The organism is Ochrobactrum sp. RH2CCR150 (genome assembly GCA_014138095.1).
GTDB lineage: Bacteria > Pseudomonadota > Alphaproteobacteria > Rhizobiales > Rhizobiaceae > Brucella > Brucella gambitense.
Window position 1 is genome coordinate 1 of record JACGXE010000022.1, and the last position, 25,168, is coordinate 25,168.

Genomic DNA, 25,168 nt, shown 5'->3' on the forward strand with positions numbered 1-25,168 from the left:
GCGATCCAGCATCTGGCAGGCATGAAAGACTCACGCGTCATCGTCGCCATCAATAAGGACGAAGAAGCACCGATCTTCCAGGTTGCCGATTATGGCCTCGTCGGTGATCTCTTCACCGTGCTGCCGGAGCTGCAGAAGGCTCTCTGACACACTCAAAAAACATCCCTATTGCCTGAGTTATCCAGGCGATGGGGATGTTTCATTACGGCCAACCTCAGGAACAAAGCCACGACGGCGATTCCTGACTGGCAATCATAGACTGACCTGTCGTCGTCTTTCGTTTCTCGCGAAATCTGTCAATCACCTTTTCAGTAAGCCTTCCACAACATCGGAACCGAGTGCCCCTCTTAACGCTTCCACTCCGTTTTTGGGTAGTCTGGATAAGCCACTGACGATGCTCTCTTTCCACGCATCACCGCGCTCCCATGCTTCCTCCCAAGCATCGCTTAATTCATTGCCGTGGCGCGTTTTCACGAGAGCTTCGAAGAGCAAAGCGGCTTGCGTTAGATCTTTGTCAGCCTTCAAACGCCCCAACGTATCAGTGAGTCTTCGCGACGATACAATCAGCTTGTGTACGGCATACCTCTCGGGAGCAGGAACGAGAACGTTTATGCCTTCGCGGAAAAGAAGCACTGTGCGGATAGGCTCGTAGATCAGGTAATCAAGGAACCGCAGATTCTCCGCCGACGCGCCGCCGAGGGCGGGCATGGGCGACGGCTTGCCAGTGTATTCTTCTGATCCCCGATTTCCGGTCAAGAACTCCACCCGATAGCCTTTGGCGTTCACGAAGGCGACCACCTTAGCCTTATCGGCCTGGTGCGGAATCGCTCGGAATTCAGGGTCGACTGACTGGAGGATTTCGAGGATTGGCGGGAGACTATCTTGGACACTAGCCGAGATTGCGAAGTCCTGAGCGAAGTCTGCGTCGCCTGTCTGCAGTGCGGCAGAGGGCAGCCGGACACCGAGCATTCCAGCATAGGTGCTGAATGCCACCGACCCAATCAAGATGGCGCGCAGCCGGAACAACCCAGCATCGGCTAAGGCTTTCGTGACGTCCCCAGCGAAGGGATCAGGACCGGGAAGGCCGGCGCGTCGCAGCGTGCTAACCATGCGTCTACGCTCTCGGATGTTGTCCTTGATCTCCTTGTGGGCTCTTACCCGCTTAGTGATGGCTTCGTCACTCGCGGGGCCGACGTAGCTTCGTTTGTCTTTGCCCTCGGGGGTGGGGAGATCGAAATACCAATAATCGCGATCTTTGACGGTTACGGTCACAAACCATCCTTCTAAAGGGAAGTCTGCTACGAATTGTGCATCCATTGTCCGCTGCGCCAACTCCGCGAACATCGTTCTATAGCTGATGTCGATCTCTTTCATCCTTGGCCTTTTCGAATGAGTTGGTCGTACCGGCGGCGAGTTGAACTATGTCGTTATAAGTTCCTGCCAAAAACCTTATAGCCAATCTTACCGTTAGCAGTGTTATAAGTTTCTGCCAAAACCTTATAACAAGTTGACCGCGAATAAAAGCCTAGGAATGGGCGCAAGATATGGTGCTTGCCTGTACCAGGGCGGTCATAGGCAAAACAGGCTAGAGGGCGCGAGCCGACCATTACCCCTCCAGTCGCAAATCACGGGCCCGCCTGAAAACCCAGGCGAGATTTTATGCATTCGGGGAAGGCGGCGTTATATCCTGACGGCAGTTGTTCCAATTCACAGCAAAAAAGCCGAATGGCCGCCTCGGACCTTATTCCGGACGTCAGAATTGAAAGAGTGTGGGTTCTTGACTGGCAATCTGCACATCTCCCAATTGCAGGGGTCAGCGGATCATATCCGTTCAAGGCGACCGATTGAGCAAGTTCTCTATACTTAGTTTACGGTTATAGACCATAAAGGGTATTATAATAATAATAATTCGACAATATCCAGGATTGTGATGTCCAATTCTGATGAATTGTTCATATATAAATTATCAATTGACGACATATATATTAAAATAGATTTCGATTAAATCTATCGAATTCTTATGAATCTGTATATGATTTGAGATACTTAACCAAATTACTTTACAGTATTCCCTTCGGCTTGGAGTAGGATTTCAATAGGGCGTCTTTTAACGCCTCTCGCGTTGCTGAAACAGTTATTTCTATATGTTTGTGCAGAATATTGATGCCCTTATCAATATCGCGCGCCATTGCGGCTGCAACAATATTCGAGTGAGCCGAGATCAACTTCATGTCATGTGTGGTGTGTTCGATTTGAATTCGTCGAATGAAACGGATTCTAGCATTGATTGATTCTAACGTATTCACGATTTCGTGGTTGCCTGACAATTCAGCGATGAGTAGATGAAAACCTTCGTCAATTGATAAAATTGCATCTGGCGGTAAGTCTTGATATCCGTCGACCTGTGAATCCCAGTAGGTTTTTAATCGCAAAAGCTGTGTATCGTCGGCGCGTTGACACATAAGCTTGAAGGCTGCGCACTCAACAATGGAACGCAATTCGTAGAGGCCTAGCAAACCTTCAATATTCAAACTGCGGACAAAAAAACCACGATTTGGGACTGTGGATACGAAGCCTTCGGATGCGAGGCGATTTAGGGCCTCACGAATGGGAGTTCGCGAAACGCCAAGATGTCGCGACAATTGCACCTCGTTCAGGCGTTCTTCCGGTTTGAGGATGAACTCTACGAGCATCTGGCGAATGGCTTGATAGGCCTTCTCACTGCTATCGGCCGACCTGCGAGTTTCGGTACTTGCTGAAAGTTCCAGTGTATCGGCCATATTCGGTATTTCTTTCATAAAATTTCAAGCCTATAGCTCTTATATCAGTGTCGACAGTTCATAATACACTGTGGACGTTTACTGCAAGACACGGCAAAAGTCACGGTGTTCATTAAGGCGATCAAATGATTTTCGGTATATTAGGTGTCGGACATCTCGCAACCGGTATTGTGGCCGGGCTGTTGCGAAGTGGGTTCAAAGCAGAAAATATACTTCTATCTCCGCGTGGAAAAGCGCAAGAGCTATCGGCGTTGTACAGTATAGAACTTGCCTGCGACAATAAGGATGTCGTTGATCGGGCAGATGTCGTACTCGTTGCTGTTCGTCCAGCCGATGCGCCGGAATCGGTAAATGGCCTTCCGTGGCGCGAAGGCCAGGTGATCATCAGTGTATGCGCCGGGGTTACGATAGATCGCTTGCAGGTGGCGCCTGCGCGTGTCGTCCGCGCGATGCCATTGACCGCAGCAGAAATCAACGCAAGTCCGACGGTGTGTTTTCCTGCTCTGCCGGAAGCGACTGCAATTCTGAAGCATCTGGGACCGGTAATCCCGCTGGAAAGCGAAGCGGATTTCGAGATCGCGACAGTCAACGCGGCGGTTTATGGCTGGGTTCAGGACCTCGTTCGTCAGACCGCGGAATGGTGTTCGGAAAAAGGCCTGGATGATCGCAGTGCACGGCAACTGATTGCCAATACATTTGTTGCTGCCGGTCGTTTAATTGCGGAAAAACCTGAGCCGATGTCACAGTTGCTTTCCGATCTTGTAACTCCGGGCGGTATCACGGAGCTGGGTATGAAAATCCTGTCCGAAGGCGGGCATCAGGCGATCTGGCGTGAGGCATCAGAGGCTGTCCTGACGAGACTGGTCGGCAAATGAACCTGTACTGAATTGCATTGGTACGGTTAGAACATTTCCAGCAAAATCGCTTCGCACTTTTGCTGGAAATGCTTGAGGTACCCATGCACTCGCTATCAGGAGTGAGGGGCAGGGGGGTAAATGGAGCCGCCTGCCGCCTGTTCGGTTGGCGTGACCAGCATCTTTCCGATATCGACATGTGCCGGAAGCCGAAGTGCATCGACAAGCACGGTGGCAATGTCTTCGGGGCGGAGTGGTCTTTGACAGGTGTACATCTGATCGCGCACTCTTTCCTTGTCACCGCCGAAAGCCTGGACGTAAAACTCCGTTTCAACCCGGCCCGGCGCAATTTCCGTCAACCTGACACCTGTGCCCGCAAGGTCGTAGCGCAGAATATCGCCGGCCTGTGAGAGCCCCGCTTTTGCTGCGCCGTAGGCGGTGGTGCCGGTGAACACAGCACTGGCGGCTGTACTCGTGAGATTGAAGATATGGCCGCATTTGCGCTGGATCATCTGCGGCAACAAGTGACGAATTAGCAGCAATGGCGCAATCAGGTTCAGCTCGATTGTTTCGACGGTTTCTTCAGCGCTTTGCTCATACAGTGGTCGTACGGTTGCCAGTCCGCCTGCGTTGTTTACCAGTATATCGATCTGCGTTTCCCCGAGCGCTGCGGCAATGGTTGCGTGGTCGCGCACATCAGCGACGACGGGCTTGAAACATTCGCCAAATTCGCTGGCCTGCTTGTCGAGGGCTGATAGATTGCGCGCCAATCCGTAGACAGTCAGCCCCTCCCCAATCAGCTTAGCAGTGATTGCAGCGCCAATACCTTTTGAGGCGCCAGTAACGAGAGCAGTTCTATAATGCATGGTGAACCTCCGGCTGGATTATAGGGCACCGCTATTGGCGACTGTCTTCAGTATATCGATCAGACCGGCATCACGCTGTTCCTTGAGTTGGGCCGGTGTGCGTGCCTTCACCGCGTCATCGGTGGATGAAGCAACGATCCTGATCGTCTCGTCATCCAGTCTGGCGTCAAGCAACGTATCCCATATGGCTTGATAGGTTGGGCCGTATTTGACCAGAAAATCCTCGATATTGTTGGCGTTGAGGCCGTTCGAAATGAACGATCCCTGCAAGGTCCATTTTGGTCCGGGACCATAAATAAAGGCGCGGTCGACATCTTCCACGGAAGCCACTCCCTCACGCACCAGTGCGATCGCTTCGCGCCACATAGCGCCCATCAGGCGCAATGCAAGATGACCCGTCACTTCCTGATTGAGAATGACGACTTTTTTGCCTATGTCCTCATAGATCGTCTTGGCCTTGTTCAGACTTTCCGCGACGGTCTCCTTGCCGCCGACGACCTCCACCAAAGGCATCAGGTGCACGGGGTTGAACGGGTGTCCCAAGACCACTCGATCCGGCCTGCGGCAATCGCGCTGCATTTCGGTGACCAGCAACGCCGACGAAGAAGATGCAATAATGATATCGTCTGCGACATGACGTTCAATTTCGGCGAGAAGCTCCCGTTTGAGATCGATCTTTTCCGGACCGTTCTCCTGAACGAAATGCACACCTGACAGTGCATCTGCCAAGGTCGGGAAGAGTTTGATCGTGCCGGGTTCGGGTTGTTGTCCCTTGAGCCTGTCCAGATCGTCCAACAGAGGTGGCAGGATATCGTTGTGGTAAAGATTGCCGCTATCGATAGGATCGTAAACGCGCACGTCGTGCCCTGCATGGGCGAAAGCCGCAGCCCAGCGCTGGCCGATAACGCCGAAGCCGATAACGCCGATAGTCAGTTTAGACATGATTGATTGACCTTTCGGGGCTTGCCGAGCGGAATGCTTCGTTGACGTTGTTCCAGGGAATGAGTAGATCCAGCCACGCGCCAACGCGACCGGCAATCAGGATTGCTTCATCAATCAACGCATTGAAGGGCAGATCTTCCGCCATTGCCTGTTCCACCCGGAACAGTGTCGCCGAGGTTTCATTCAGGTGGCAGAAATCCCGCAAACGCGTGGCTGTTTTGTTGATGACCAGTGCTGCGGTTTTGCGCAGGGTCGTTTGGTCCGTCCGCCCGATCTCGGAACGAACCCACCATAGAAGCTCGTGTAGGACACGGGCTTCGGATTCAGCGGCAAAAACGGGGCCAGCCGGATGCATGATTGCGCGTGACTCTGCCAATTGGGTTATTTCGGCAGGACAGGACAACCACAATGCTTTGCGCGCACTGACAAGATCGTCGGGCAGTGAGGGCCGGGCCTCCGGAGAGGCGACTTCCTCGCCGGCGTGCCGGAGCGAGCCGTCAAAGATTTTCTTGCCCTGTTCCAGTTTGAGGGACTGTGCCAGAGCGGCAATGCCTTCAATCGAGGCATCGAGATGGCCGAGAACGGTAATGTGGGCTGTTTCTGCCTGTAGTGGTGCAAAGGTAATCTCGAGGAACTGCCGCACCGGCCAATAGATAAAGGCGCCCGGTTTGGCATCGAGCACATGCATCGCGCCTTCAACATCTTCGACAAAGGGCGCATGCCAGTAAATATGGCTCCCGGCGATCTTTGGCGTATGCAATTGCAGAGGCATGGGAAGCGCCTCCAGAAGAGCTTTTTGTGTGCGCTCGGCTTTATTATTCAGTCGCACAGGCCAGCTCTGGCCCTGTGCGGAAAAAATGAGGTTCATTTTATTTCTCTGTATTGAAGAATGAAACCGGCTTGAGAATTTGGTTCCGCATATCCATGAGGTAATCGGTTTCAATCACCTTGCGGCGATATACCTGCCATTCGGGGTCTGCTTCCATCTGGTCGCGACGTGCCTCGCGATCAGCCAGGCTATCATATTTCCAGAGATGAACTGTTCTCGAAAGGTCACCAATATGGGTCTGAAAGAAGCCGAACGGCTCCCCGAGATAATGGCGCTGCATTGGCAAGCCGATATCTTCGTAAAGCTTGAGAAATTTAGGCAGCATATTGGGACGCGCGGTATAGTTGCGATGATCGAAAATCATATGTCTTGCTCCAAGATGACGGATGTACTGGTTGAAATGATGGTTGGAAGCAGGCTAACGCGCGCTGTTCACTGTTTGCACTATTAAGCGCGCCGTCAGCTCCGACGCTTCAAGCTGCGGTACATGGCCGATGTTCTCCAGAAGATGCGTCGCTATATGTCCAGGCACACGGTGGACATGGGATGGAGGAATTACCCGGTCGGCGCGTCCCCAGATGATACGCGCCGGAACCTGCAGGTCCCGCAAGTTCTGCAGCTGATCAAAAGCCTGCGTCTCGTTCGGGAATAGATGTTGTGCCAGCCTGTCAAGCCCGGCCTGCATGCCGGAGGCCTGGATCTGCCGCAATGCAGCACGCGCATATCCTTTTGGCAGGCTTGCAGCATCGCCCACCATAACGTTCAGCCAACGTTCGAGCGCCTGTTCGGTCGTGGAGCGGGCCAGACCGTTGATGAAACCAATATTGATCTCCGGTCCCAGCCCGCCCGGTGCAAGCAAGGTCGCGGAGCGAACTGAAACTTTGCCAAGCGAGACCAGCCCCAGTGCAACCGCACCCCCAAGGGAATGACCAACGATGTGGGCGCGATCGATTCCCATTGTTTCAAGCCGGTCAGAAACGTCGAAGACCATATCGTCCAGGCAGGACACAATCCGGTTTGTTTCTGCGCCGTGTGCAGGCAGATCCAGCGCAACGACATCAAATTCAGAAGGCAGCAGCGCCGTGACCTGCCGCCAGGATGTCCGGTCGGCACCGAAACCGTGCAGGAAGACAATGGGGTCGGAATTGCCTTTGGGAACGGCTGCTGCCACTGCGGACTGTCGCACCTGTGCTGGAACGGCAGGAGCCGGTATTGTCGCATTGGACCGGGCATTTAAAGCAGCCAGAACATCGCGTTGCTTGACCCGCCCGCGGGGCCCCGATCCTTCGATGCCGGAGAGATCAAGTCCAGCGTTGCGCGCCACACGTCGAGCAAGTGGGCTGGCGATAATACGGCGACCGGCCTGTGCCGGAGCTGGTGCCAGCTCTCCGGATGATTGAGCCTGTTTTGTCTCCGTCGCAGCAGGTGCGACGGCCTGTTCCACTGCGGCTTTCACAGACGGCTCTGTGTCCGCGATGGTGCCAAGGACGACACCGAGGGGAGCTTCTTGTCCTTCAGCGAAGAAAATCTCGGCAAGCCAACCATCGCGGTCGGCTTCGATCTCGGTCGCTGCCTTGGCTGTTTCGACGGTGACAATGAGCTGGCCGGACTTGACCGCGTCACCGGGCTGGACAGACCAGCTCAGGATCACGACGGTTTCCATATATTCGCCGCCGGCGCTTTCAATACTGATTGGGTGGTTCGCCATCAAAGCCCCCGATTATTTCAGCGTTGCGAGAGCAGCGGAGCGGATTTTTTCCGCATTGGGCAACATCGCAATTTCCAGCGGTTCTGAATAAGGAATGGGCATATCCGGCAGGGTGACGCGAGCGACGGGCGCATCGAGATCGTCAAATGCGTGATCCATGATCGTCGCGGACAACTCTGCCGCATAGCCACAGAAACGCCAGCCCTCGTTCACCACCACGGCATGATGCGTCTTGGCAATGGATCCCTTGATCGTGTCGAGATCGAGCGGACGCAGGGAACGCAAATCGATGACTTCCGCCGATACGCCGTCTTTGGCAAGCAGTTCTGCGGCCTTGTTCGCTTCTATGACCATTTTGGACGTGGCAAAGATCGAAATATCGGTGCCGTCACGGGTAATGGCAGCCTTGCCCAGCGGTACGACGATATCGCCGTCGGGAACATCGCCACGAATGTTGTAGAGAAGCTTGTGTTCGAGGAAGACGACCGGCTGGTCATCACGAATTGCTGCCTTCAACATGCCTTTCGCGTCTGCCGGGGTGGATGGGGCCACGACCTTGATACCGGGAATATGTGCGAGCATGGAATCGAGCGCCTTGGAATGCTGCGCGCCGGCTCCAGCCCCGCCGCCACCCTGCGTACGCAACACGAACGGCATTTTGACCTGATCATTCCAGATGTAATTATAGATGGAGGCCTGGTTAACGAGCGCATCCAATGTCAGCGGTATGAAATCCGCATACATGATTTCCAGGATAGGGCGGGTTCCGGTCATTGCGGCGGTCACGGCCATGGCGGTCAGTGCCTGCTCGGAAATGGGCGTGTCGCGAACCCGGCTTTCGCCAAACTCGTCCATCAAGCCTTTGCTCACTTTAAAGACACCGCCATAGCGGCCGATATCTTCACCAAACAAAAAGACTGAAGGGTCTGCGAGCATTTCTTCCCGAAGAGCAGCATTCAGGGCTTCGGCATAACGCATAAGGGCCATGTTCAGTGCGCCTCACTATAAGGATTGCATTTGTCATCGATGCTAAATTCAGGCAGCGGGTCTGCCAGCGCAGCTGCAAATGCGGTGTCGATTTCAGTGCGTGCAGCCGTTTCGATTTCCACCAGCCTTGCTTCATCGACTTCAGACAGCAAGGCTTTTCGGGAGACGATCAGCGGATCGCGTTCTTTCCAATGCGCGATGTCCTCGGGCTTTTGATAGCCGCCCATATCCGAGGTCGAGAAACCTTCAATGCGATAGGTTTTGCATTCGACCATGCCTGGACCTTCACCCCGGCGGGCGCGCTCGACCATGGTCGAAACGGCGCGGTAAACCGCGACAGCATCGTTGCCGTCAACGATCTCTGCCGGAATGTCGTAACCGGCGGCGCGGATGGAGAGATCCTGCACCGGCGATTGAACTTCCGTTGGGACCGTCAGGCCGAACTGATTATGTTCGAGCACGAAGACCACCGGGAGTTTCCAGAGACCAGCCATGTTCATCGCTTCATGGCAGATACCGGTTTGGGCCGCGCCATCGCCGAAGACGCACATGGCGACGCCCTTTTGACCGAGTACCTGCATTGAAAGCGCCATGCCGGTTGCTGCCGGAATACCGGCACCGACAATCGCATTGCCACCGATGACGCCCTTGTCTGCATCGGCAATGAGCATGTGACCCGCGCGACCGGCACATGCACCTGTTGCACGTCCGAGAATCTCGGCGATGACAGGGTGAGGCTCCATTCCCTTGCCGAGATAGACCGAATGCCCGCGATGGGTTGTGGCGACCTTGTCGCTGATTTCGAGTGTTGCCGTTGCTGCAACGCCAACGGCTTCCTGACCATCGCAGCGATGAATCGGGCCGCGCGTGCGACCTTCCTTATGCAAGGCGCCCAAGCCTTCTTCGAGATGCCGGACAAGCAGCATCTTCCGATAAATTTCGAGGTGTTCCTCGGTCGAGGGAGTGTTTTTCACGAATGCCTCCAATTGAGTTGCCATATTAAATACAAAAGTGTCGACACTTTGCAAGAGGGTGTGCAAGATTAGGAACACATTCAACAAAGGAGAAGCCGATGCGTTTGCGAGACAAGGTTGCAGTGATCACCGGGGGTGGTGCCGGCATTGGGGCGGCAGCGGTCGAGCTTTTTGTGGAGGAAGGCGCGCAGCAGGTGCTGGTCGTCGATCGCAATGCCGATCAGGCACGCGAGACGGCGCAACGTGTGGGCGCAGAAAGTTTTGGCGCCGACATATCGGATGAGACGCAGGTTGCAGCCATGACGGAAGCCGCGCAGCGGCTTTTCGGCCGCGTGGATATTCTGGTCAACAATGCCGGCTACGGGATTCGCGGTTCGGTGGTGACAACGCAAGCGAATGATTGGGATGCCTTGATGGCGGTCAATCTCAAGGGCGTATTTCTCTGCGCGAAACACATCATCCCGCTGATGGCAGCATCGGGTGGTGGTGCCATTGTGAACACGGCTTCAAACATTGCGCAGGTCGGCATTGCAGACCGCGCGGCCTATGTTGCGTCTAAGGGCGGTGTTGCCGCCCTGACGCGCGCGATGGCGCTGGATCACGTGGCCCAGAATATTCGGGTCAATGCGGTTGCGCCGGGCACGACCTGGTCCAGTTACTTTGACGAGATCGTTGCCAGGCACGATGACCCGGACGGCTTTGTCGCCGCCCTCAATGCTCGCGCTCCGATGAACCGCATGGCCCAGCCAAGAGAAATAGCACATGCCATTCTATGGCTTGCCTCGGACGACTCATCTTATGCGACCGGGTCCATTCTCACCGTCGACGGTGGGATGACGGCCTGGTAACATCCACAACCCTCAGGCTGACGCGGCCATCCGTCTGAGGGTTGCAAGCATATCGTCAAGATCGCCGCAAGGATAATAGCCGAGTTTTGAAATCTCCTGCGACACTTCAACGGGCAGACCGGAGTTTGAATCTTTCGGGACTTCGTTCAGCCGACCGCCCATCAAAACTGGGAGCTCAAGATTGCGTTCGTCCAGTACGGCCTTGACGGCCTTCGCATAGGTCAATGCAACACCGTTATAGGTGCTGATCGCGATGACATTTGCACCACTTGCAATGGCAGCGGTCACAAGCACTTCAGGATCGACAGCAACGCCGGCATCGACGATATTGATTTCCATTCCTTCCAGTGCCTGCTCGACGAGATATTTACCGTGCTCGTGGACGTCGGTGGTTCCGATACACAAGGTAACCGACCGCGCCTCAACAAATGGGCTCTGCGCCGCCACCCAATGATCAGCTTTCTCGTTGAGTTCACGGGCCCATTCGGCATGGATGAGTGGTTTACGACCGCGTGCCGTTTCGATACCGGGACCGAAAAGAGCTTCCATACGCTTTGGCCCCATGCGGCGTATCGCCAACAAAAGCGCGGCCGGATCCTTCACGTCGACGCCCCGCGCCTCCATACCCTTGAGCACGGAATCGGCGAACTGTCTGCCTCCATCGACGAGCGTGTCGGCCATGGCCTCGGGTTTGGACCAATCATAGACCGGATTGTAATAGGGAGCATGCAAGGTCAGACGATGCGCAAAGGTTTGCGCATCGATGATTTCGTCGACATCCGGTATGCGTTGGTTTTCGGTCACGGGAACCGGGTTGACCGCGTGTCCGCTCGGCCAGCGGCCAAGGGCCAGTATGTCTGCGAGAAGATAGCTGGACAGGCTCGCATAGTTCCCGGCGGGGGTCGACTGATAGGCAACCGTATTGCCGAAGATCATGGTGCCCGGCGTATCGCTGATCCGCGTCAAGGCGGCATGGAACGCTGTCCGCGACAAGGGATCGCTGAAATGATGACCGTAGCAATGCGCAAGTTTTGCGCCGATCAGATCCTCAATGATGTATTTTTCAATCAGTACCATACCGAGTGCGCAGGCCATGTCGATGAAAAGCCCGGCGAAACCATCATCCAGATTGGAGTGGACCAGAACCTCGGCATCCTGCGCTGCGATCAGTCCCAACGCAGTGACAGTTGCTTCGGTTGTCGCGACATCGTCGTCCCAGTAAGGAAGACGAAAGGTGAAATACTGACCGAGATTTCCAACGGCGGTCGCACCGGCGGCCAGGGCCGCGCGGGTATTCTCAACAGCGCCGGGCAGGCCGAGCATGAAGTCGCCGAAATGTGCTGCCGCTGGCGCCGCATTTGTGATCCGGGCGAAATCTTCCGGTCCCGACAGGACAATGCCAGTGCCGCGCGATGCTTTCGCGCGCATGGCTTCCGGGTACCCCATCGACCAGTCGAGCGTTATGCCGAAACGGTCGACGGTTATGCCGCTCTTCAGACATGTGCCGTGAACTTCGGCGATGGCTTCAATCGTCCGGTTGACGTCACGAAAGCCGATATGCGCGTGTTGCATCACACGATTTTCGGCAATTGATTTTCGCTTCCATGCCAGTTCCGAGGAAACGTTCTTTTCGGAAAGGAAAAGACACGGGCCGACGCGCCAGTCACGCGCCATGGCACGGCCATTCGCGAGCAGATCGGCGCCTGGCGTCAAACGCGTATCCGTCAGATTGATGATCGGTTCGGGATTGTTCATTTTATCTAACCGTTCGGGATATGAACTGTCGAATGACAGACGCAAATTTATCTGGATTAGCGAGCGGATGAAAATGCGCTCCTGGCACGCAAATCAAGGTCGCATCCGGTATGGCAGTTGCAATCTTTTCCGAAAGGGCCGGAGGCGTCAGAATATCGTCCGTCGAGGATATGACCTGCACGGGCCGCCGGATATTGGGTAGGTCCGCCAGCCGATCATGGTCGAGCAGCATGCGAATACGCGCTGCTGTTACCGGAAAAGGTGCAAGACTTTGTCGGGCCTCGGCGATTCCCGTGCTGCATATATCTCGGTTTTGGGCAATCCACTCGGTGGTGTGCCCAAATATATAGGTCAAGCGCTGGTATGTCTCTGCCAGACCCGCATCCAATAATTCCGCACGGGCATTAAAGAGCATTTGAAATCGTTCGTCTGATTGAGCCCAAGAGCTGCTGATCGTATAGCTTAGGCCCACCTCAGGGTGATCAAGCGCAATGACCTGCGTAACTGCGCCACCTGTCGAGTGACCGACGATGTGAACGGGCCGGTCGAGTTCACGTAGGATACCGGCGATGTCACTTGCAATAAGCGGTATTGAGTATGGTTTATCTGGCCGGTCGCTTTGCCCGGCGCCCCGGTGGTCCGGTACGATCAACTGAAAATTGTCTTCCAGTCGCTTAACGACGCCATTCCAGAACCGGCCATCGCCGCCCAGACCCGGGATAAGGACAATGGAAGGGCCATTTTGACCGAACAACCGGTAGTGAATGCGACATCCGTCTTGGGCAATGTAATATGGCATCAGCTCATTCCATCCAGGTGCAGGAACTTACGCAATGTAGATGCGAGGCTTAGCGCGGTTATCGCCGATGTTTTTGGATTGAACGGCGATGGTACGTTTTCAAAACGCATGAACGCGGTGCCTGCGGCGCTCTCCGCTTCGATTTCATGCGTATTGCCCTTTGCCTTCGGATCGGCCAGAACGCGAACGGCCAGTGCACGTGGTCGTATCGCCAGAGAAAGGGCGAGGGCTGCATTGAGGTTTTGCGGATAAAGACGCGCCGCTTCCGCCGGAGAGCCCTCGAAGAGTACCACCGGATCGGTCTCGCAAACAAGTTCTCTTTCCTGCAGCTCGGCCTTCCATGCCGCTGGCGGCTTTCTGGACGTATAGCGGATGCGGGCGTCCTCAAGCGGTGCAATTGCCGACAGGTAATCCAGTCCGCCGACAGCGCCTGACGGAAATATCAGCGACGCTGCGGTGTTGCGGTGGGCTTGCGTGAGCGTGAGGAGAAATTTTTCATCGGCAAGGGCGCCGACCGAGGCCGCAATGACGGGAATGCCCGCTTCGAAAATTACGGGCACATAATCGGTCAGAGCGGTTTGGCCAGCAGCTTCAATCACGACACAGGGTTTGGAATTGATGAGTTCATGGAGGTGGTGAACAAATGTGATGTTCTGGGCGGCATCGTGAACGCGGCTCGATGCGCGGGTATAGACGACCCATGCCACCCCTTCATGTGCAAAATTATTTAGAAGTTCGCGTGCAATCGCTCCGAATCCGATAAGGCCGATTGTAAACGATTGCGAGAATTCCGATGAAATCGGCCCTGACTGAAACTGCTGTGCCATGTCTTTATGACTTGCTTTGGTTTACCGGATCGAACTTGTCGTCAAGATCTGCGCCGAACACGGTCTGGCGCTCGATTTCCAGCACGTTTTCAGGACGTGGGAAATTGGACGGGACGCGATCACCGGGCTTGCGCGGTTTACCGATCATGCGGAAGAAATGTTCCAGACCGTTTGGAACAATCAGCCAGACCCAACGCATGGGCGCTTCGCCATCGTTGATAAACATATGTCGTGTTGATTTTGGAATGAAGACGGCGCTGTCCGGCCCCAGTTCGTATTCCTTGCCGGCGATGACCGTGCGTCCTTTGCCCTCGATAACGAAAACGGCTTCCTCATGCTCTTCGTGCGTGTGTTCCCGAACATACCCACCCGGTGCAAGGGATTGAGTGCCCATTCCAAAAGGGTTTTCCATGTCTACAAGGTGGGGAGCCAGCGCGACGCTGACATACCCGTTCGCCGGTACCGGTTGCCAATAGCTTTCGCGATCCTGCGGATTTGAAACATAGACCCCGATGGGTGCCGATGCAGATTGGATACTGTCTTCCATCACTCAATTCCCGATTGGTTTGCCTGGGTATTATAGGAACAAATGGTAATCTGCAAAAAGTGTAGACACAATAGTAGACAGATAAAATTTTCTTGGTTTATAACTGACATACGAAAGCAGGGGATTGCTATGAAGAACTACGATGTCATTGTCATTGGCACGGGATCGGCGGCCTGTTCCGCCGCTTTGCGAGCCGCCAAGGGTGGTCTTAAAGTTCTGGCGATAGAAAAGACCCCCAAACTTGGCGGTACGTCAGCCATGTCCGGTTCTGGCGTGTGGATTCCGGCGAACCACATAGCGGCGGCTGAAGGTGTGGCGGACAGTCAGGAGGAAGCGCTGGCCTACCTGCGTGCCGTCCAGCCCGCCGACTGGGGCGACAAGGAAGATGCGCGCCACGCGGCCTTTGTCAGGAATGCTCCGGCAATGCTGAAATTCATCACGGAGAATACGCTTATCGATTTTCGGCTTATTGATGAGCCAGATCCCTATGTCGAAGCGCCGGGCGGGAAAAAATATGGACGCATGATGTCTCCGCGTCCATTGAGTCGCCGGCTTCTCGGCAAATATGCCAAGCACATTCGCCGGTCTACCCTGCCTCACAGCTTCACATATCAGGAAAACGTCACTCTCGATCTGTACCATACCCCCTTTCGCGCGGGCCTCAAGATGTGGCCGAAGCTTCTCTGGCGGTGGCTTAACAATGCAGGTGCTCAGGGTACGGCATTGATGACGGGTTTGTTAAAGGGCTGTCTGGATAATGGCGTTGAGTTCCGGCTTGCAACGCGCGCAGTTGGCCTCGTACAGGATGATACCGGGCGTATCACCGGCGTAGAAGTCGACAGTCATGGCAAACGTGAAACCGTTTCTGCTCGTCGTGGTGTTATCATCGCTTCAGGCGGTTTCGAATGGGACAAGGAGATGCGGGAAAAATACTTTTCCGGCCCATTTGATCGTATTGGTACGCCATCCGGTAACGAGGGGGACGGCCAGAAAATGGCCGCGACGGTCGGTGCGCATATGGATCACATGGAGCAAGCCAATGTCTATGCCTGTCTGCCGACCCGATACGAAGGCAAACACTATGGGCTTCCGATCAATTTTCTGTACGAACCACACTCGATTGTTGTGAACCGCTATGGAAAGCGTTTTGTGAGTGAAGCGCATTTCAACAGCGGTGAAGCCATCGATTTACGCAATGACGATGGTTCTCCGGTTCATCTGCCATGTTACATGATCGGCGATCATCGTTTCCTGCGCACGTCGTTTCCTTTCCGCTGGTATGCTTCTTACGAACCGGACTGGATCAAGAAAGCCGATACTATCGAAGAGCTTGCCGCAAAGCTGGGGCTGCCTGCGGCAGAACTCCGCCGGACGATTGAACGCTGGAATGATTTCTGCGCGAAGGGACGCGACGATGATTTCCATCGCGGTGAAAACTATTGGGAACACAAGAAGGACGGTGGCGACAAGGATGGTTCTATCCGGCTGAAACCGATCGACAAGGCGCCTTATATCGGTGTGTCGATGAACCGCTCGATCATTGGCACCAAAGGCGGCCCTCGAACGAACGAATTCGGGCAAGTCGTGCGGAAAGACGGTTCCATCATTCCTGGCCTCTACGCAGCAGGATTGGCAATGGCGAATCCGATCGGTACCCGCGCGGTGGGGGCCGGCACGACATTGGGGCCTAATCTGACGTGGGGCTTCATTTCAGCCGAGACGATATTGAAGCAGAACGGTTGAACGGTCGGGACGGGTGAAAATCTCTACGCGTATGCCATAATATATTGAAATTATGGGTCTTTACAGAGAGGAACGCCGAGAGCGAACGACGCTTCCGACGAATGATACGTTGCATCTGAACGGAGAGGCCGGCAAACAAAAAAATGAACGCAATAGTGTAGACACTTTCTTGACGTGCAACAAAATCTCTGCTTCCTTAAGCCTTCCAGTCTTTCGAAAAAAAACATCTAGGGGAATAATATGAAATCTGTTCTGGCAATTTGTCTCGGTGCCTCCCTGATAGGCGCTCCAGCTTTCGCTGGTGAAGTCACGATCGGTATTGCAGCTCCGTTGTCGGGTCCACAGGCCTATTTTGGAGCGACCTGGCATAACGGCTTCAAGCTCTATGTCGAGAAGCTTAATGCTGCGGGCGGTGTCAACGGGTCAACGATCAGTATTGATCAGCAGGACGACAAAGCGGACCCGCGTGAAGCCACACTGGTCGCTCAGAAGTTTTGCGATAATGATAAGGTCAATATCGCACTCGTGAACTTTAATTCCGGCGTAGCCCAGTCGACGCTTCCCATTTACGAAGATTGCGAACTGCCAAACATGACATTCGCGTCGAATCCGGCGCTGACCCATATGGACTACAAGTTCATGGTGCGTCCGGTCGGCAACGATCTGACAAATGCGCGTCTTCCCGCTGAATATGCCTTAAACAAACTGGGCGCAAAAACTGCACTTGTCGTAAGCGACAAGCAGGTTTTCGGTCAGGGTGTGTCGGAAATTTTCGCAGATAATTTTAAAAAGGGTGGCGGCAAGATTGTCGATTCACTCACCGTAGCACCGGCGGACGTTGATTTCACCGCAGTTCTTGCGAAAATCAAGGCGAGCAATCCCGACGTCATCTTCATTGGTGCGGTGATGCCGCAGCTCTCGCTTTTCGCCAAGCAAATGCATGAACAGGGCGTCAAGTCGCAGCTCATCGTCCCGGATGGCGGTTATACGCCGGATTTCATCAATCAGGCCGGAGAAGCCAATGTTCAGGGCGTGGTCATGGCGATCCAGGTCCCGCCGATGGATGCTTCACCTGAGATCGCGGAATTCGCCAAGGCCTATAAGGAAAAGTTTGGCGAAGAAGCAGGCCCTTACTCGATCTACGGTTACGTTCAGGGGCAAATTCTGGAAGAAGTCATTAAGACGACGAAGGGCTTCAGCCGTGAAGAAATGAATTCGGCACTCCATGGCGTCAAGGTGAAAACTGTTGTCGGCGAACTGGAGTTCGATGACATTGGCGAGCTTAAAGTTGCTCCATCCTATGTCTACCAGGTTGAAGGCAAGGGCTTTACCCTCAAGGGATCGAACTGAGAAACGCAAGCTCACTTGTCGACATTATGTCGGCAAGTGAGGCCATCGTGCGCCTGTGCTCTCAAGTCCGGGCAGGCACTCTTCTCCCCGTTCAGCCGCATTGACGCTGAACCCTTCGAGCAGGACCCCCCATGCTTGGAACATTCATCCAACAAACAGTCAACGCTTTGACTATCGGTTCGCTTTATGCCTTGATCGCACTCGGTTACACCATGGTGTACGGTGTTTTGCGAATGATCAATTTCTCCCACGCTGAAATGTTCATGCTGGGAGCCTATGCCGCGTTCTTCGGGCTGACGCTCATTGTGGGCCAGGTTGCAGGCGCAGGTACGATTGCGCTGACGATTGTCTTCTTTCTGGCTATCATCACAGTTGGCCTCATCGGTGTGGGAATTGAAAAAGTGGCGTACAAGCCGCTGCGCAACTCGTCCCGCCTGGCGCCGATGCTCTCCTCGCTTGGCGTGTCGCTCTCGCTCGTCACGGCTATTCAGATTCTGGCCGGCCCCCAGCCGATCGGCTTCCCGAGCTTTTTCCCATCAATCCGCTTTGAAGTGCTTGGAGCCACAATTACCGCGATGCAGGTCGGCATTCTCATTGCATCGTTCATTCTCATGTACGGATTGCATCTGATTGTGAACCGCAGCCGTATTGGCGTCATCGTTCGCGCGGTTGCTGAAAACCGGGGCACGGCGCGCTTGCTCGGCATCAATGTCAATCTCGCCATTTCCATGGTCTTTTTCTTTGGGCCTTTGCTCGGTGCTGCCGGTGGGATTCTTTACGCGAGCTATTATGGCATCATGTCGCCGACAATGGGGGCGGTGATTGGCCTCAAGGCATTCACGGCCGCAATTCTGGGAGGGATCGGTTCCATACCGGGTGCCATGCTCGGTGCTTATATTCTCGCTTTCATCGAAGTGGCGGGTGTGTCCCTGCTACCAATCGTGACAGGTGGCACGCTTGGCACCGAATATCGTGACGTTCTGTCTTTCGCGATCCTCATTCTCGTCTTGCTCGTGAAGCCAGCGGGTATTCTTGGTGAAACGGTGTCCGAAGAAAGCATGGTCTATAAGAGGGAATTCTGATGTCGATCGCTGCTGCTTCAGTAACAAAAGAAAAGGCCAAAGGTCGCCTGACGGCATTCCTTGTGCTCGCTGCCGTTGTCGCTCTTATAATAGCGACACCATTTTTGCCCAATTACTATATCCGTGTCGTCAATGGATTGTTGATCTACATCCTGTTGGGAATTGGTCTGAACATTGTGATCGGATATGCGGGTTTGCTCGACCTGGGCTTTGTCGCCTTCTATGCGGTCGGTGCGTATACATACGGGCTCCTTGCCAGCCCCCAGTTTGACCTGCATTTCTCCTTCTTTACAATTCTGTTGATAGCCGTCTTCCTCGGCGCGATGACCGGCATTCTGCTGGGTATACCGGTTCTCAAGTTACGGGGTGACTATCTGGCAATCGTCACGCTCGGCTTCGGCGAGATTATTCGTATCGTTATCAACAATGTCGATTGGCTCACGGGTGGCCCTCAGGGGATTGCACGTCTGGATAAGCTCCAAATCTTCGGATTTGATTTCAGCAAACCGGCCCAGATATACTGGCTGTTGTTGGTGACGGTTCTGGTCGTGGCGATTGTTGTCTGGCGGCTGGAGCAATCCATTCTGGGCAAGGCCTGGTCGGCAGTGCGTGAAGATCAGGATGCCGCTCGTGGTATCGGTATCAACACCACAAATGCCAAACTGGCAGCCTTTGCAACCTCAGCGTCAATTGGGTCCATTGCAGGGGTCATCTTTGCAGCGTCACAACGCTTTGTCAGTCCCGAAAGCTTCACGCTCCAGGAATCGGTGCTTATTGTCCTGATGATCGTTATTGGCGGTATCGGAAATATCCTCGGAATTATTGCTGGCGCGACGATCTTGATCATTCTGCCCGAGGTTTTGCGCGAATTTGCGGAATGGAGAATTCTGTTTCTCGGTCTGCTCATGATCACGCTCATCATCATTCGTCCAGCAGGTATCGTGCCGCGTACTTTTGGTCCGGATAAACTATTCAGGAGGCTACTCGGAAAATGACGCTCGCCTTCAATAATCTGCGGAAGCAGTATGGTGAAGTCGTTGCAACGGACGATGTCACCACGCAGTTCGTGCCCGGCCTGATCCACGGTATCATCGGTCCCAACGGTGCCGGAAAATCGACGCTGATCAACATGACCGCCGGTTCCTACGAGGTATCGTCCGGCTCGATCACACTGGATGGAAGACACCTCGAGAACCTTAAGAAATATCAGATTGCCAATGCGGGCGTGGCACGCACGTACCAAAACATTCGACTGTTCGATCAAATGACAGCAGTGGAAAATCTGGAAGTATGTTTCTATCCGCAGGATGTAAAAAACACCTGGAAGGAGGTCGTCTGGCCACCTTTCAGCCGTGCTGAAAAAGCGCGTCGTCGTGCCATCTGCATGGAAATCCTCGAGTTCTTCAACCTGCAGGGCTATGCTAATTCGGAAGCCGGAAGTTTATCTTACGGCAGGCAGCGAATGCTGGAAATTGCGCGTGCGCTGGTCATGAACCCGCGTGTGCTCTTGCTGGACGAACCGGCGGCGGGCTTAAACCATCACGAGACTGCTGAGTTGACCAGGCAGCTGGCTGCACTTCGTTCTCCGGATCGGATCATGATTGTCGTCGAACATGACATGGATCTCGTCATGACGGTTTGCGACAACATCGTGGTCATGCATCACGGCAAACTACTTTTCCAGGGAACGCCTGCACAGGTTCAGGCAAATCCTGACGTTCAACTCGCCTATCTGGGGACAGACAATGACATCGACGAAATCCGCACCGCTGCTGAAGATCGCCGGGCTAAGCTCGGGATACGGGCGCGTCGGCGTTCTTGAGGGCGTCGATCTGGAGGTTGATCCTCAGGAAATCGTAGTTATCCTCGGACCGAATGGCGCTGGCAAGACCACGTTGCTGAATTCGATTTCAGGCGTGGCACAGGCGACCGCCGGCAAGATTTTCTTCGACGGCAAGGATATCACCGGTGCCAGGCCGGAGCAGGTTGTCCGCATGGGATTGACTCATTGTCCGGAAGGCCGCCAGATTTTCCAGCGTCTCACCGTGGAAGAAAACCTGGTTGCGGCGCATATCGGCCGGATGGGGAAGAGCTTCGATACCCTCCGTCAGGAAGTCTTCGATCTGTTCCCGGTCCTCAAGGAGCGTCGCAACGGCATGGCAAGCCGTATGTCCGGCGGTCAGCAGCAAATGCTGGCTATCGGACGCGCGCTGATGTCCGAGCCCAAACTACTTATGTTGGATGAACCATCTCTGGGGCTGGCGCCGAAGATCATTCATCAGATTTTTCGCATCATTCTCGACCTCTCTCAGACAGGTATTTCAATCCTGTTAGTGGAGCAGAACGTTCAACTGGCGCTCGAATGTGGGGATTATGCATATCTTTTGAACACAGGTCGCGTCAGATTGCACGGCCCGGCAAAGGAAATGGTCGATCACTCCGACTTGAGCGAGCACTATCTCGGTGGCGCATCAGAGGAAAACCTCCATGTTTGAAGTCGATTGGAAAACGCCGCATCTTTGGCGCAAAACGACGGCAAAACGCATTGCTGCGCCGGAATTGTATGGAGAGCACCATACGGATGTTCTGGTGGTTGGCGGTGGCTTTACCGGCATGGCCGCCGCGCTGGGGGCTCGCGATTGCGGCGCGGACGTCATTCTACTGGAAGGCAATGAAATCGGCTCGTCAGCGTCGGGCCGCAACCACGGTCTGGTGATTTCCCACCATTCCAAAGCCTCGCCGAGCGAATTTGAAGCAATATATGGCAAAAAGATCGGCGGGAAGTTTAACCATATGGTTGCCCAATCCGCCGATGTCGCATTCGGATTGATGCAACGATTTGGCATTGATGCGCACCAGGTGCGGAACGGCTGGATTCAGCCGGCGCATAATGATGCGACCTTGCGACGTGCACGCCAGTTCCATGACGAATGGAAGGCGCTGGGTGCCGATGTCCAATGGATGGATCGTGCAGAGGTATCGGCCCGGATTGGCAGCCCTTATCTGGGGGGCTGGATCGTTCGCAATTCCGGCCATATCAACCCGTTTGCCATGACGATCGGATTGGCGCAGGCGCTTGAAAAAGAAGGGGTTAGGGTCTTCGAAAACTCGAAGGCTCTTTCTCTGGAAAAAAGCGGTAGTGGATGGCGGGTCAAAACGAGTAAGGGGTCGATCTTTGCTTCACGGGTTGTCCTTGCAACGAATGCGTTGACGGATAAATTATGGCCCGGCCTGCAACAGACGCTCATTCCGTTCAAGGTTTTCCAGGCGGCTACCGAACCCCTGCCTGAAGAACTCCGCGCACATATAATGGTCGGCAATCCTGCCGTGTCCGATATGCGCAACGACCTGCGTTATTTCCATTATGACTGCGATAATCGTCTCGTCAGCGGTGGGACTCATAGTTTTTGGCATAATGAAGCGGAACGGGGCCGCGATAAGGTTGCCCAAACACTGAAGAACGCATTTTCAGCGTTCAAAGATTCCCCAAAAATGACCGAGTATTGGCACGGAACTTTTGCTGTGGTTCCCGATCGCAGGCCACGATTGTACCGGCTTGCACCGGGATTGGTATTCGGTGGCGTTTATTCCGGGCGAGGCGTCGCATTGTCCATGTCCTTAGGGCAGGAGATTGGACGATGGGCGATGGACCGCACTAACGACGAAAACATGCCCCTGCCTATAACCAACATGCAGCCCGTTCCATTTCACCCGGTTGCCACGCAATTGGCCAATCGCATTCATACCTGGCACCGTTTGAAGGACAAGCTTAGTCGTTGATACATATATATTCATGCGGAGTTTCGCGATGCGTTGACCGCTTTTCCCACCAACGAACAGTCTTTAGTAAGTCTTTGACAAGATTAGAATTGGTTGTGCAATAGGTTTCATCAAGTTGGAATAGCGTCGATTTCCTCAGTATTTTGAGCCTATCGACGATTTGACTCCATGCCTGAGCTAAACGAAAAGCCTTCAATAATGTCGATCTTGACTGGCAATCAGATCATCTCTCGATAGAGGAGGCCAGCGGTTCATATCTTCTTAATGTGTTCCCGGTGGAACAGGGGTTGCAGACTTATGCTTAACTGTGAAAGGTTACATCCCGCTGTACCAATCGTGCCCGGAACGATTAAAAGTTCGCCCAGACAGGAGCTTCAAAGTAATGTTGAACTTCGAGCTATTCAGATGGGCTCTGCGATATTACGGCTGGCCATTGGTGTTCTTTTCCGGGCTGGTTGGTGCCAAGTTCGCCTTCGACAGCGATCACCCTATGGTATTGTTCACCGTAGTGTATGCTGCCGCCGTCGCTGTGTTGTTTATTATGGAACGCATTATTCCGTATGAAGGACGCTGGCTTGAGGCGGATGGTGAGATCTGGAATGATATCGCTCATACGTTGTTGACCAAGGGACTTGTTCAAGTCGCTGCACTTGCTGCGACGCTGTTTCCTATGATAGCTGCCAGCTTTCTGCAGCCGCTCGCTACGCTTCAGTTTAGCTTCTGGCCGACCACATTGCCTTGCGTGCTACAGGTTGCATTGGCCGTAATCATTGCAGAGTTCGGCCTGTATTGGTCGCATCGTATCGCGCACGAGCGGCTGTTCTTCTGGCGCTTCCACGCATTGCATCACTCCGTGACCCGGCTCTGGGTAGTCAACACCGGCCGGTTTCATGTCATCGACTCTCTATTCAAGGTCGCACTGAGCCAAGCTCCGCTCTATTTGCTGGGTGCCCCACTTCAGATATTTTGGTGGTTAGGTGCAGTCACTGCCTTTGCAGGCATTCTCACCCATTGCAATGCCGACATGAGGACAGGGATATTTGACGAACTAACCGGACGGCGCTTCGCCACAAGGCGATAAACCAGAATAGCCCTGCATTGGCTGCGCCATGCGCAGCCAATGCGGTGAAGCCAAGGATAAGCGGATAGCTGAACATGATGACCGGAAAGGCACGAAACCCGCCAATAAGAATAATTTGCAGCACACCCGATTCAAGAGGTGACAGGCCAAATCCTCGACTACCATCAGTCTGAAGTTATAACCGAGGGAAAAGATCTTGCTGCCTTTGTGAGCCTTCGGTGTAACCGATCATCGGCCGATGTCTCGTTCAACGTCGCATCTATGGCTTCTTGCCCGGACTTTCGCATCATCACGAGACCAAAGATTGCGGCCTCGCTTACCTTTTCATCATCGGTTCTCTTCAGGATGGCTATATAGGCGGAGGACAACCGTGGATCATTGTGAAAGCTACTGTTCGTAAGCCTCATTATATCAGTTATCTCTTCCGGATTGTTGGAAGCCTGCAAAGCGGCAAATAACTGTTTCTCACCGGGCTCGCCGGTGGCCCGCAGTGCAGATACAAGTTCGGCTCTCTCCTCAATCCTATGCGCCCGGTTGAATGCATCCGCAAGCGCACTGGCGACGCGATCGCTGCCGTCGGTCTGTTTCCTGACTTTACCGGCAGCGAGACTCAATTCGACTTCTGTTCGGGCGGAGGCGAGATCTTTCAAGGCAGATTCCAGCAGAGCGTCATTTTTTAAGCCCGCCTTCCCGAGCGTTCGCGCAGCCGACTGACGTGCGCCAGCATTGTCGGATTTAAGCAAGTCCCGCATTTTGGCAATAGACCGTTCACTGAGGTCCGTATCGGCGAGCAAATGTGCCAGATCTCCACTGAACCTGTCATTGGTACTGGCGTAGAATGCGTTGCGTACAAGAGGTAAAACCTCTTCCCCCTGATAGACGATTGCTGCCGAAGTGGTGGCTCGCAAGGCTTCGTTTTCCGTTCGCTCCAGCAGGGCGAGTAATCCCGGACCGAATTCAACAGGATGAGGAGCTACAACGGTGAAATTGGCAAGATTGGCTTCAAGTTGCAGATTTCTCGTTTCAAAGAGAAGTCTTCCGATAAGAGTGACTAGTTCGGGCGGCAACTCGATCGGCTCTCGCTTGAATTTCATCGGACCAACAATTCCGGCAAGGAGATAGGTGACCTCAATACGCTCATCGTCGTCCTTGGCTGCAGCTAGACGTTTTGTCAGACTCGGCAGCGCGTTAGGGCCAAGTGCAATAATGCTACGCGTTGCAGCAAAATATGCTTCTTCGCTTTGGGCAGACGTCATTGCATCAAAAGCGTTCTGAACAGACGTTTCAACAGTGTCAGCCCAGGACGGAGCGCTCGCCGTTACTAATATCGCAATCAGACAAGCAGTTGAGGAGGGGTGCTTCATAGTTTTTGGGCATTCCTAAATTTGAGTTTCCGAGAGCGGCGATGTGTAGCAA

General features: G+C 54.1%; 23 protein-coding genes and 2 pseudogenes. 11 read left to right on the top strand and 14 right to left on the bottom strand.

Annotation, left to right across the window (positions count from 1 at the left end; translation table 11 throughout):
• Positions 1 to 147: pseudogene (locus tag FHW03_RS24250) on the top strand (electron transfer flavoprotein subunit alpha/FixB family protein); the annotation flags it as partial.
• A gap of 153 nt (positions 148 to 300) precedes the next feature.
• Here the strand turns inward: FHW03_RS24250 and FHW03_RS24255 are convergent.
• Together FHW03_RS24255 and FHW03_RS24260 are read right to left on the bottom strand one after the other, a co-directional pair.
• The gene (locus tag FHW03_RS24255; protein ID WP_182522996.1) at positions 301 to 1,374 is read right to left on the bottom strand and encodes a GSU2403 family nucleotidyltransferase fold protein; all 1,074 of its coding nucleotides are present in this window, start codon (positions 1,372 to 1,374) and stop codon (positions 301 to 303) included.
• Positions 1,375 to 2,060: 686 nt separating this feature from the next.
• The gene (locus FHW03_RS24260; protein ID WP_182522997.1) at positions 2,061 to 2,780 is read right to left on the bottom strand and encodes a GntR family transcriptional regulator; all 720 of its coding nucleotides are present in this window, start codon (positions 2,778 to 2,780) and stop codon (positions 2,061 to 2,063) included.
• 125 nt (positions 2,781 to 2,905) lie between these two features.
• Between FHW03_RS24260 and FHW03_RS24265 the strand changes: the two genes are divergently transcribed.
• The gene (locus tag FHW03_RS24265) at positions 2,906 to 3,655 is read left to right on the top strand and encodes an NAD(P)-binding domain-containing protein (RefSeq protein WP_182522998.1); all 750 of its coding nucleotides are present in this window, start codon (positions 2,906 to 2,908) and stop codon (positions 3,653 to 3,655) included.
• Positions 3,656 to 3,750: 95 nt separating this feature from the next.
• On the opposite strand, the gene FHW03_RS24270 is transcribed toward FHW03_RS24265, so the two are convergent.
• From FHW03_RS24270 to FHW03_RS24300, 7 genes are read right to left on the bottom strand one after another with little or no spacing between them, the layout of a single operon-like run.
• Positions 3,751 to 4,500, bottom strand: a complete 750-nt coding sequence (locus FHW03_RS24270; RefSeq protein ID WP_182522999.1) for an SDR family oxidoreductase — start codon at positions 4,498 to 4,500, stop codon at positions 3,751 to 3,753.
• An 18-nt stretch (positions 4,501 to 4,518) separates the two neighbouring features.
• On the bottom strand, positions 4,519 to 5,442 hold the full coding sequence (locus FHW03_RS24275) for a 3-hydroxyacyl-CoA dehydrogenase NAD-binding domain-containing protein (RefSeq protein WP_182523000.1): 924 nt from the start codon (positions 5,440 to 5,442) through the stop codon (positions 4,519 to 4,521).
• Positions 5,435 to 6,310: a hypothetical protein gene (locus FHW03_RS24280; protein ID WP_182523001.1), complete on the bottom strand. Its 876-nt coding sequence runs from the start codon at positions 6,308 to 6,310 to the stop codon at positions 5,435 to 5,437. Before FHW03_RS24280 ends, FHW03_RS24275 begins: the two co-directional genes overlap by 8 nt.
• A gap of 1 nt (position 6,311) precedes the next feature.
• On the bottom strand, positions 6,312 to 6,635 hold the full coding sequence (locus FHW03_RS24285; RefSeq protein ID WP_182523002.1) for an NIPSNAP family protein: 324 nt from the start codon (positions 6,633 to 6,635) through the stop codon (positions 6,312 to 6,314).
• Positions 6,636 to 6,689: 54 nt separating this feature from the next.
• Entirely contained in the window at positions 6,690 to 7,979 is a 1,290-nt protein-coding gene (locus FHW03_RS24290) for an acetoin dehydrogenase dihydrolipoyllysine-residue acetyltransferase subunit (protein ID WP_182523003.1), read from the bottom strand.
• Between the two features lie 12 nt (positions 7,980 to 7,991).
• Positions 7,992 to 8,966, bottom strand: a complete 975-nt coding sequence (locus tag FHW03_RS24295) for an alpha-ketoacid dehydrogenase subunit beta (RefSeq protein WP_182523004.1) — start codon at positions 8,964 to 8,966, stop codon at positions 7,992 to 7,994.
• 2 nt (positions 8,967 to 8,968) lie between these two features.
• The gene (locus FHW03_RS24300) at positions 8,969 to 9,940 is read right to left on the bottom strand and encodes a thiamine pyrophosphate-dependent dehydrogenase E1 component subunit alpha (RefSeq protein ID WP_182523005.1); all 972 of its coding nucleotides are present in this window, start codon (positions 9,938 to 9,940) and stop codon (positions 8,969 to 8,971) included.
• Between the two features lie 98 nt (positions 9,941 to 10,038).
• On the opposite strand from FHW03_RS24300, the gene FHW03_RS24305 reads away from it, so the two are divergent.
• Positions 10,039 to 10,788 (top strand): SDR family oxidoreductase, encoded by a 750-nt coding sequence (locus FHW03_RS24305; RefSeq protein WP_182523006.1) that lies wholly within the window; start codon positions 10,039 to 10,041, stop codon positions 10,786 to 10,788.
• A gap of 12 nt (positions 10,789 to 10,800) precedes the next feature.
• On the opposite strand, the gene FHW03_RS24310 is transcribed toward FHW03_RS24305, so the two are convergent.
• From FHW03_RS24310 to FHW03_RS24325, 4 genes are read right to left on the bottom strand one after another with little or no spacing between them, the layout of a single operon-like run.
• Positions 10,801 to 12,543: a cobalamin-dependent protein gene (locus FHW03_RS24310; protein ID WP_182523007.1), complete on the bottom strand. Its 1,743-nt coding sequence runs from the start codon at positions 12,541 to 12,543 to the stop codon at positions 10,801 to 10,803.
• Between the two features lies 1 nt (position 12,544).
• The gene (locus FHW03_RS24315; RefSeq protein ID WP_182523008.1) at positions 12,545 to 13,342 is read right to left on the bottom strand and encodes an alpha/beta fold hydrolase; all 798 of its coding nucleotides are present in this window, start codon (positions 13,340 to 13,342) and stop codon (positions 12,545 to 12,547) included.
• A complete protein-coding gene (locus FHW03_RS24320; protein ID WP_182523009.1) occupies positions 13,342 to 14,169 on the bottom strand; it encodes an aspartate dehydrogenase in 828 nt (275 codons plus the stop codon). Before FHW03_RS24320 ends, FHW03_RS24315 begins: the two co-directional genes overlap by 1 nt.
• 4 nt (positions 14,170 to 14,173) lie before the next feature.
• Positions 14,174 to 14,716 (bottom strand): cupin domain-containing protein, encoded by a 543-nt coding sequence (locus FHW03_RS24325; RefSeq protein WP_182523010.1) that lies wholly within the window; start codon positions 14,714 to 14,716, stop codon positions 14,174 to 14,176.
• A gap of 129 nt (positions 14,717 to 14,845) precedes the next feature.
• On the opposite strand from FHW03_RS24325, the gene FHW03_RS24330 reads away from it, so the two are divergent.
• The 8 genes and pseudogenes from FHW03_RS24330 to FHW03_RS24365 all read left to right on the top strand — a co-directional run.
• Complete coding sequence (locus tag FHW03_RS24330) at positions 14,846 to 16,459, top strand: FAD-dependent oxidoreductase (protein ID WP_210277414.1); 1,614 nt, start codon at positions 14,846 to 14,848, stop codon at positions 16,457 to 16,459.
• Between the two features lie 240 nt (positions 16,460 to 16,699).
• A complete protein-coding gene (locus tag FHW03_RS24335; RefSeq protein ID WP_182523011.1) occupies positions 16,700 to 17,809 on the top strand; it encodes a branched-chain amino acid ABC transporter substrate-binding protein in 1,110 nt (369 codons plus the stop codon).
• Positions 17,810 to 17,940: 131 nt separating this feature from the next.
• Positions 17,941 to 18,891, top strand: a complete 951-nt coding sequence (locus tag FHW03_RS24340; protein ID WP_182523012.1) for a branched-chain amino acid ABC transporter permease — start codon at positions 17,941 to 17,943, stop codon at positions 18,889 to 18,891.
• A complete protein-coding gene (locus tag FHW03_RS24345; protein ID WP_182523013.1) occupies positions 18,891 to 19,886 on the top strand; it encodes a branched-chain amino acid ABC transporter permease in 996 nt (331 codons plus the stop codon). Before FHW03_RS24340 ends, FHW03_RS24345 begins: the two co-directional genes overlap by 1 nt.
• On the top strand, positions 19,883 to 20,713 hold the full coding sequence (locus FHW03_RS24350) for an ABC transporter ATP-binding protein (protein WP_182523014.1): 831 nt from the start codon (positions 19,883 to 19,885) through the stop codon (positions 20,711 to 20,713). Before FHW03_RS24345 ends, FHW03_RS24350 begins: the two co-directional genes overlap by 4 nt.
• Positions 20,637 to 21,386 carry an ABC transporter ATP-binding protein gene (locus FHW03_RS24355; protein ID WP_182523015.1) on the top strand — a complete coding sequence of 250 codons (750 nt, stop codon included), beginning with the start codon at positions 20,637 to 20,639 and terminating at the stop codon, positions 21,384 to 21,386. The genes FHW03_RS24350 and FHW03_RS24355 overlap by 77 nt, the downstream gene beginning before the upstream one ends.
• 94 nt (positions 21,387 to 21,480) lie before the next feature.
• On the top strand, positions 21,481 to 22,671 hold the full coding sequence (locus FHW03_RS24360) for an FAD-dependent oxidoreductase (protein ID WP_182523016.1): 1,191 nt from the start codon (positions 21,481 to 21,483) through the stop codon (positions 22,669 to 22,671).
• Between the two features lie 382 nt (positions 22,672 to 23,053).
• A pseudogene (locus FHW03_RS24365) lies at positions 23,054 to 23,716 on the top strand (sterol desaturase family protein); the annotation flags it as partial.
• A gap of 200 nt (positions 23,717 to 23,916) precedes the next feature.
• On the opposite strand, the gene FHW03_RS24370 reads toward FHW03_RS24365, so the two are convergent.
• Positions 23,917 to 25,116, bottom strand: a complete 1,200-nt coding sequence (locus FHW03_RS24370; RefSeq protein WP_182523018.1) for a hypothetical protein — start codon at positions 25,114 to 25,116, stop codon at positions 23,917 to 23,919.
• Positions 25,117 to 25,168: the final 52 nt, after the last annotated feature.